5 protein-coding genes and 2 pseudogenes are annotated in these 8,739 nt (G+C 51.4%); 1 reads left to right on the plus strand and 6 read right to left on the minus strand.

The window, feature by feature from the left end; genetic code table 11:
• The 4 genes and pseudogenes from ABEW34_RS31620 to ABEW34_RS31635 all read right to left on the minus strand — a co-directional run.
• A pseudogene (locus ABEW34_RS31620) lies at nt 1–1,184 on the minus strand (hypothetical protein); the annotation flags it as partial.
• A 50-nt stretch (nt 1,185–1,234) separates the two neighbouring features.
• Complete coding sequence (locus tag ABEW34_RS31625; RefSeq protein WP_430165764.1) at nt 1,235–2,116, minus strand: ABC transporter permease; 882 nt, start codon at nt 2,114–2,116, stop codon at nt 1,235–1,237.
• Nucleotides 2,113–3,045 carry an ATP-binding cassette domain-containing protein gene (locus ABEW34_RS31630; protein ID WP_430165775.1) on the minus strand — a complete coding sequence of 311 codons (933 nt, stop codon included), beginning with the start codon at nt 3,043–3,045 and terminating at the stop codon, nt 2,113–2,115. Before ABEW34_RS31630 ends, ABEW34_RS31625 begins: the two co-directional genes overlap by 4 nt.
• A gap of 73 nt (nt 3,046–3,118) precedes the next feature.
• Entirely contained in the window at nt 3,119–5,500 is a 2,382-nt protein-coding gene (locus ABEW34_RS31635; RefSeq protein ID WP_430165767.1) for a hypothetical protein, read from the minus strand.
• Nucleotides 5,501–5,880: 380 nt separating this feature from the next.
• On the opposite strand from ABEW34_RS31635, the gene ABEW34_RS31640 reads away from it, so the two are divergent.
• A complete protein-coding gene (locus tag ABEW34_RS31640) occupies nt 5,881–7,107 on the plus strand; it encodes an MFS transporter (RefSeq protein WP_430165770.1) in 1,227 nt (408 codons plus the stop codon).
• A 278-nt stretch (nt 7,108–7,385) separates the two neighbouring features.
• Here the strand turns inward: ABEW34_RS31640 and ABEW34_RS31645 are convergent.
• Nucleotides 7,386–7,811, minus strand: a pseudogene (locus ABEW34_RS31645) (GNAT family N-acetyltransferase); the annotation flags it as partial.
• Nucleotides 7,812–7,850: 39 nt separating this feature from the next.
• The coding region (locus ABEW34_RS31650; RefSeq protein ID WP_430165773.1) for an energy-coupling factor transporter transmembrane component T family protein at nt 7,851–8,739 on the minus strand (889 nt) is incomplete at its 5' end.

Consider the following 8,739-nt stretch of genomic DNA (forward strand, 5'->3'; position numbering starts at 1 on the left):
GCCAGCGGCTGTCCGCTTTGCCCAAGCTGGCTCGCCATTGCGCTAGCCAGCTGCTCCAGCTGGGCCTGCGATAATTCGCCGGCCAGCGCTTCTTCCAGGGCGGCGAGGCCATCGCCGCCCCCCGTCTCGCCCGAAGCGTCATCTTCCGCTTCGGAATTGCGCGCTTGCTCTGCGGCTTCTGCCATTGCGGACGCGAGCGCCTCCTTGTCTTGCGGCAGCTGCCCCGCAAGCTGCTCCAGCGCCTGTGCCAGCTGCTCCTTCTGCTCAGGCGTCAGCTTATGCAGCTCCGAGCGCATATCGCTAATCGCTTCGCGCATGCCCGATTCCAGCCGATCCTGCAGCGCAGCCCCCAGCTGCTTCAGCGCGGGCTCTCGCTGCATCGCTTCCGCAGCCTCATCAAGCTGCGACGCCGTTTGCTGCGCCAGCTCCGCCGTCTGTTCAAGCTCGCGCATCGCCTCGGCCAGCTCGGCAAGCGCCGCTTCCATGTCGCTGTCATTTTCCTCCAGCTTGCTGCGCAGCTTCTCAAGCGGCTCGGCAAGCTGCTGCTTCGCCTCCTCAGGCACATCTGCCTGCTCCGCTTCCTCCGCGAGCGCAGCCGCCTCTTCCCGCAGCTCTTCAAGCTGCTGCCGCTCGGCGGCCCGCTCCTCCGCCAAATGATCCAGCGGATTCTCCCAAACGAGCAAAAGCGCGGAAATGGCCCACACCGCGCTAACCCCCAGCACGGCCCGCTTCCACGCTGGCCATGCGGGCCAAGGCAGCCGCTTGCTCAGCATAGCGGCATAAGCTTTCGCTGCAGCGATGGCTTCCTGCCGCTGCAGCAGCACAATAGCGGATGGCTGCCCAGCCGGGCGCAGCCATCCATCAAGCGCGGTCGACACGGCATCATCCGTGTCGCGGCGATCCATCGCTCTCGCCGCATCGCGCAGCGAGGCGCGCCTCCAAAGGCCGTACAGCAGCCCCACCAGCAGGCCCGCTGCCGCCAAAACCACAGCGGCTGGCCGCGCGTGAAGCAGCGGCCATAGCCTGCTTGCCATGAGCAGCAGCAAGCCTGCCGAGCTGCCTATAAACAAGCCTTTCAGCCCATGCTTGCACATCGTGAACATCGTCAATCTCAGGCGCACCGGCAATAACAGCTCAGGAAGCTGCTGCTCTTCTTTAGCCCGACTGCTTCCGCTTGGCTCCATTCGTGTTCCCTCCTGATTTAATACCGACTTCTCATCCCTTATTTCCTGTTTTACTTCATGCGTGGACGCAAGTAGCGAATGCTTAACCAAATGGCTAGAGCAGCTAAAACTAGATAAATGAGCATGAACTCCTGCCATAGCTGCAGAAACGGTTCAGATGCTGTTGATCCAGATCCCGAATAAACGATTTCCCTGGTTATATTAGGGTCTAAAATGCTGTACATCGCCACCGCTGGATTCCATGCAAAAATATGAGCGATCCATTCGTTAGATCCGCTGTATCCTGAAACCTGCATAGATACCATTATCGCTACATAACCAATGAGCGCCGTGCCCGCGTACAAAAACAATGTCACGCCATAGGTCAAAATGACAGCAATCATCGTCCGCTTGACGATCGTGGAGAACAAAATGCCGAACGCCCCTATTACGATCATCAAAAATAAATAAAAGAAAAAGATGAGCAGCAGCTGCGACGGGGATATGCCGCCGAACAGAAATACCATGCTGTATACAGGAAGCGTACTAATGACGATTAAAATCATAAAGCTTAGAGAAGACAGCAGCTTGCTTAAGATAATCGTCGTTGAGCTTTGCTGCGTCGTAAGCAGCAGGTTAAGCGTCTGCCGCTCACGCTCGCCGCTTATAACGCCAGCCGTCAGGCCCGGAGCCATAAAGGAAATGAGGCCGAGCTGTACGAAGCTGAGAAAATAAAACAGCATCCGGCTTTCGCTCGGATTAAACGAGGCCGCATTGCCCGAGCTCATATTAAGCAAATAAATGGAGCTAAGGGCAAACAGCCCAATGGCGAATAAATAGGCAAGCAGCGTCCACATCGTACGCGGCGTACGCATCCGCAAACGGAATTCCTTATCGAGCACCGGATTAATCAGCTTGCTGCGCCAATCTTTGCTTACTGTATCGTTTCTCATTCGAAGCCGTCTCCTCCTTTCGTAATTTCCAAAAAGACATCTTCCAAATTCGTCTGTCCTTCACTAAACGAAATAATGCGATAACCCGCAGCAATCAACTCGCTGATCAGCTCAGCCTGTTCGAGATCCTGTCCGCTAAAATGAACATGTATGCCGCGTTCATCGCGCATCAGGCGCGTCACATGCGGCTGCTCCTGCAAAAACTGCTCAGCCTCGTCCAGCCGCTCCAGCAGCCGTATATATAAAATCCGCTTCACCCGCAGCCGGTTCTGGATATCCGCCACATTGCCCTGAGCAATCATCTGTCCATGCTCGATAACGCCAATTTCGTCGACCATCTCCGCAAGCTCCGGCAAAATATGCGAGGAAATAATGATCGTTTTGCCCATTGCCTTCAGCTCAAGCAATATTTCCCGCATTTCGATTCTTGCCCGAGGATCAAGCCCGGAAGCGGGCTCATCAAGTATGAGCAAATCGGGATCATGCACCAGGCAGCGTGCCAAGCACAGCCGCTGCTTCATGCCGCGCGACAGCGTATCGACATAAGCATCCCGCTTGTCACTGAGATTGACCAGCTCAAGCAGCTGCGGAATGAGCTCTTCCCGTTCCGTCTTGGGTATACCATAGCTGGCACCATAAAAATGCAAATATTCGACCGCTTTAAACTGGTCGTACACACCGAAGAAATCCGGCATATACCCAATCCGCTTTCTCACTTCTGCCGGATGCTTCGTCACATCAAAGCCATCCACTTTCGCATAGCCCGACGAAGGGGACAGCAGCGTAGCCAAAATAGACATCGTCGTTGATTTCCCCGCGCCATTCGGCCCTACAAAACCGAACACTTTGCCCCTGGCAATCGTCAAATCAAGCGATTTCAACGCGTGGAAAGAGCCGAAGGACTTGCTAAGCCCTTTAATTTCAATCATAGGAACGGCTGCTTGCTCCTGCTCGGGCACAAGCCCTGCTTCCTGCTCCATTTGTATTTCCGCCTGCTCCGCCTTATTCATGCTTCGCCACCTCGCCTTCCACTGCAACTTGCGGCATTCTCGTCTCGAGATCCGTGTTTACGATCAGCTTCATCCGCAATTTGAAGCCGTCAATGAGATAGCTTGAGGGATCGTCCATTTCCGCTGCTACTTTAATCCATTTGCCTTGCGCTTCATCCCAAATGAGCCACTTCAAATTTTGCCCGGATTGGGAAGGGTCGAGGTGAATGTCCAATTGGTCGTATATCAGCTGTTCACGCTCAGGGAAGCTGTATTCCAGCACCAGCTCACCTTGCCCAATTGAAAAAGTTGAGTTACCATAATTTTCTATTCGATTGACACTTTTCTCAATAATAACGGGATTTACGAAGCCTGCTGGCACGACAAGGCGGCCGTTTTCATCCGGCTCCATCTCGCCCAAGCTTTGCACCCACATCGTCAAATTAGCAGCTTTTACTTTAGTGTTATTGACGGTAAACAGCGGGTCTTCATTTTCACTGAATCCGATGATTACCGGACCGTAAATCATTGGTATGGTCGAAGAACTGTAATTCATATTAAAATACGTTTCGACCAGCGTGCGCTGCCTGCTGAAAGTATCCTGATTGCCGCTTTGATACGGGAATATCATGCTGCCGTAATTAAAATATCCCATATTCGTGTTGGGATTGTTGGAAATGATCGCAGAACCTTCTTCTCCTTGCTTTAAATCGCCGATTGAATAACTGCTGCCGTTCATCACCACAACCACATCATTTAAATCGTTCAAGGTGTCATTTTTAATTTTATATTCCATTTGCCCGTTGCTGTTCTGGTAAGACACCTTGAATTGTCCGACCTGCTCCTGCATGGGAACTTTTTCAAACACGGCCTTGCGTGTCGACCAATATTCTACATTTTTCCATTCAGCTGTCGTTTGCCCTTCTATGCTCACCACTCTGCTGTCGCTGCGCAAATTCAAGTCGCCCGTGCTGCTGCCTGATGCATAAGGCGTTAGGGGAAGCGCTTCATCGAAGCGGGCAGCAACTTCGCCGCCATTCGGAACGAAGATCGAAAATGCACCGGTTTTAACCCCGTCGCCTTGGCCAGATAATTGCACGGTTTGAACCGTATGGGTAGACATAAAACGTTTATTTTCAGCACCGAAGAAGAAAATAGCGACAGCGCAAATAATGGAGATGAGCGGAATGAGCCACCACGACCACTCTCGCTTGTCTGCCTTGCGCAGCACCAAATACAGCACTGGAGCTACAATAATCATATAAATGATAAACATGACGAGTAAAAGGCCAAAATTAGGCGGTGTAATCGAAGGAAATTGATCTACGATTTGTTGAAAGCCCCAATATGCATTATTGCCGCTCATATAGCCCTGCTGCATCGGAAATAACGAGCTTTGCAGCCAATTCGCATATAACGTGGCACTTCCCGACCAAGAAGCAATGGGCTCCAATGCGGGATCAAAAGCAATGTACAGCACCTTGCCAAGTCCCAGCTTGCGCTCCACCGCAATCGGCGTTTCCCCGCCTATCAGCTTTGTTGCCCCAGCGGCAAGCTTGCCTGTCGACAGCGTCATATCACCTGTACTTGCGCTTTTTGCTTCACCTGCGTTCACCATTTCAGGCGAAATCGGCTGTGACACCGTCCCGCCATCCGGCTCAACTGGCGCAATAGCTGCAAAAGCTTTCGCTGTTTTGCTGTAGCCTGCGCCTCCAGAGAGAATAAGCGTGCCTCCCTTGCTGATCCAGCCAGTAATAGCTGCCACCTGCTGCTCGCTCCAATCCGAAGTCGCTACATCATTAATGGCTAGAACATCAAAATAATCGAGCAGCGAGGCTTCGTTCGGCAGCTGCTCCCGCGTAAGCGGCATTACGGAAATTTGGTAGCCTCGCACATTCAGCGAAGGCATGAAATTTAACGTATCGGGATCGCTTGCAAGAACCCCAAAAGTGTAATCGGAAGTGCCATGGCTATCCAAAAAGGCTTTGCCAATGAAAGCTACTTCCTTCCCTTCGGCTGATGCGCCTTCAAAAAAGCGGATTTTGTTATTGTCTTTGCCCAGCTGCGTGCCTGGCAATGAAACCGTCAGCTCGACGGGCGTTTCTTTCGGCAGTTCGACCGGCACGACATAATCGGTCGTCATCCCGCCATAAGGCGTAATAATCGAAATGACAACCTCGCCCTTTAAGTCGGCATTCGTCCGATTCGTCAGCGTAAGATGGGCAGGCATTCTTTTATCCATTTTCATACTGCCCTGATAGCCTGCTTCCGTTTTCAGCTCAATGCCTGCCGCTTCTGCATATGCTTTCGAGCCCGTTGTCCCAAGGACTGTGCATAAACCGGCAATCATAATCATCATTATAAAAAGCTTTAATTTTAAACCTATTCGACTCACAGACAGACCCCTCCCTATTTTTTTATGTACTCATCCTATTACCTAACGCAAAAAACGTCGAAAATGTTTCATAATTTTACATAATTCATCCAATGCAGGAAAAAGAAAAGCCTAGTTCGCATAAAGCGACCCCAGGCTTAAGCATAACCTATTTATTACACTTGCTGCCTTTTTCAAAATGATTTTGGCCTGCGGTTAAAAGATAGGCACGGTTATATCGGGCAGCTTTTCCATCTTCATACGAAGGCCTGCGGAGTTAAACAAGCCAAGCGAGAAATGATCCCTTTTAACGCTCATTCGTCCCAAATAGACAACCATATTTATGGGTGACAAAGAGCATGATCATAGGCTAAAGTAGTGTTGAAAGGGGTTTTATAACGATGTCTACTGCTTTGTCAGCTTCTGAACCGGCCCATTCTGCTGCTTCACAGCGTTTGGTATTTACTGTAGTTACGCTATTATACTGGACGTCGATGTACGTTTATGTACCGACGTTATCGCCTTTTTTGAGCGGCCGCGGCTTGTCGATGCAGCTGATAGGCATTGTGCTTGGCAGCTATGGCTTTGTTCAAATGCTCATACGTTTCCCCGTTGGAGTCGCCTCTGACCGCTTCGGCAGGCGCAAGCCGTTTATTATACTGGGAATGGTGACTGCTCTGTTAAGCTGCTTGCTGTTTCTGGTGCCAGGACACTGGCTTTGGCCGCTCGGAGGCCGGGCAATGGCTGGCATCTGCGCCTCGACGTGGGTTGCTTTTACAGTCATGTATGCCAATTATTTTGCTGCTGAGGATGCTGCACGAGCGATGGGCAGCATTAGCGTGATGATCGTTAGCGGACAAATGCTCGGCATGCTGATGAGCGGAACAGTGACCGATATGTGGGGAGATGCCGCACCTTTCATTACTGGGGCTGTCATCGCCGGGGTAGGGCTTGTGCTAGGCCTGCTTTTAAAAGAACCGCCGAAACAGCTGCATGAGCGCGTCGGCATGACACTCGCAATGGCGCGCAGCATTATCGGTACGAAGCTATTGCTTCAAGTATCGCTGCTCTCCATTCTCGCACATGGCGTGCTGTTCATAACGATGTTCGGTTTTACGCCACTCAAGGCAGAGACGCTGGGCATTACCGGGTATGGGCTGACTTTAATTGTTTTTGCCTTTATGCTGCCGCATGCGCTCGCATCCATGTTTACGGCCAAATGGTTCGCCCCGCGCTTCGGCAATTGGGTCACGATTGGAATGGGTTTTGTGCTGAGCACAATATGTACGGTGGCCATTGCCTATACAGATTCATTCGCTATGCTGGCGCTGACGCAGGCGATAAACGGCTTTGCCCAAGGCTTGCATTTGCCGCTGCTGCTCGGACTTGCGATTCGTGATGTCCAACCAGCCGGGAGAGCTACTGCAATGGGCCTTTATCAAGCGGTGTATTCGATTGGAATGTTTTCCGGCCCTTTTCTAGCCGGTTGGCTGAACGACAGCTGGGGCATGAACAGCGGCTTCTGGTTCGGCGGCTTGCTTGGCACTGCCGCAGCGCTGCTTTGCGTGTGGTGGTATAAGAAGGAACGGGATACTAGCATAAAGACTGCGGACATTAGCGGGGAATAAATGATAAATTATTTTATTTCGATGGGTTGACTAGCCCAAATCATAGATGAAGCGGCAGGCCTGAGTGAGAAAATGATATCTTAGGCAACTGCCGCTGTTTGATTGAACGATCGTTGCTCCCTTGGCTTAACAACAGATTTATCTTCTAACCATACAACTCTAGCTTACTTATCTAAATATCTAGATAATCGAATCATATCTCTGCATTGAATCCCGTTCTCATAAATTTCTTCTGAGTAATGCCTGATGAAAAAGTCTAAATCAACACCAACTATTCTAAAACCGCATTTTTGATACAGAGCCAATTGTCCTATACTTGAATTTCCAGTACCGATTTCAATTGTATTATATCCTCTAGCCTTGGCTGTTTGAACGGCATGCAAAACGAGCATTTTTCCTATGCCTCTTCCATGCATCGATTCCACAACGGCTATATTCACCAATTCAACTGTTTCAGGCCGTGTAGGCAGAAGCACATAAACGCCTATGATTTGATTGTTTTCCTCAGCTACAAAACACTCCCCTCGTTTAACGTATTCCTCAACAAGATTTTGAGAAGGATCTGCTAGCAGCAATAGATCCATTGTATAATTTTCGTTCGAACCAAGTTTTCTAATATTCATTCCCTGCTCCTTATATCTTAATGTGACATATCTTGCCTCTAAATTATAATCTGAAGTTAAATAGCACTTCAGCCCTATCATCTTATAGAAAGCCAATAAATCATGATGATCATAAAAGCTTTAAAGGGTAGCCCACAAATATAATACGGCCGAGCCAATAACCGCTGATCCGAGCAGCAGTACATCCTGACGGCCAAACCGCAAACGAAAGCCTTGGGTCGAACGAATCTCATTGTTGCCAATCCCTCTCGCTTCCAGTGCTTCTGCCATTTGCTCGGCCATACGCAAAATCGAACGAATGTAAGGAATAATCGCCGATGCCAGCATCGAGGGCGGCAATACGCCGACTGGCGTAAGGGCCTTCCCCCGCGCATGGGCGATTTTGGCAAAGCGCTCCCATTCCTTAAGCAGCAGCGGAATAAATCGAAAGATTAAGGTCACGGTCAAGGTAAACGCTGAGATCGGCACTTTAAACCGGCTCAGCCAGCCGAATGTTTGCTCCAGCGCCCGCTGAATTCGCAGCGGCGTCATCAGCAGCAGCATCGGCAAGCCCAGCAGCATGGCGCAAAAAAGCGTCGCTAAGCGGAGCATCGTTCGTGCCGATTGCTCCCAATCAAACGATAGGGGCTGGATCTGCGCTCCGGCTACTAGACCGAAGAGCAGAATGATTAAGGCGTAGGCTCGAATAAAACCGAGCCATGGCCGCATTTGAGTGCGCAGCGGCAGCCATATCGCGGCTGCAAGCGCTCCGGCAAGCAGCAAGCCGCTCCAGCTATGCTGCATGATGATGGTCGCCGCCAGCAGCATGTAGGCGGCGATGAGCGCTCTTGGGTCGAAGCGCGTCGCCAGGCGCTGCGCTTTGGACTGCGCCGGCGGGAGTGGCCGGCGCTTGGGGGGAGGCAGCGGCGGCGAAGCGTTCGCCGCTGTGGGCTCTGCGCCCAGCGATGGGCGAAGCGCCATCGCCGGAGGCGCCTTGAGCGCGGCGAGCGGCATAACCGCCGCGCCAGGC

Source organism: Paenibacillus algorifonticola, from assembly GCF_050481745.1.
GTDB classification, from domain to species: Bacteria; Bacillota; Bacilli; order Paenibacillales; family Paenibacillaceae; genus Pristimantibacillus; species Pristimantibacillus algorifonticola_A.

Coding starts and splice junctions, on each gene's coding strand:
- ABEW34_RS31640 (WP_430165770.1), top strand. CDS start 5,881: ATGTCTACTGCTTTGTCAGCTTCTGAACCGGCCCATTCTGCTGCTTCA.
- ABEW34_RS31630 (WP_430165775.1), bottom strand. CDS start 3,045: ATGATTGAAATTAAAGGGCTTAGCAAGTCCTTCGGCTCTTTCCACGCG.
- ABEW34_RS31625 (WP_430165764.1), bottom strand. CDS start 2,116: ATGAGAAACGATACAGTAAGCAAAGATTGGCGCAGCAAGCTGATTAAT.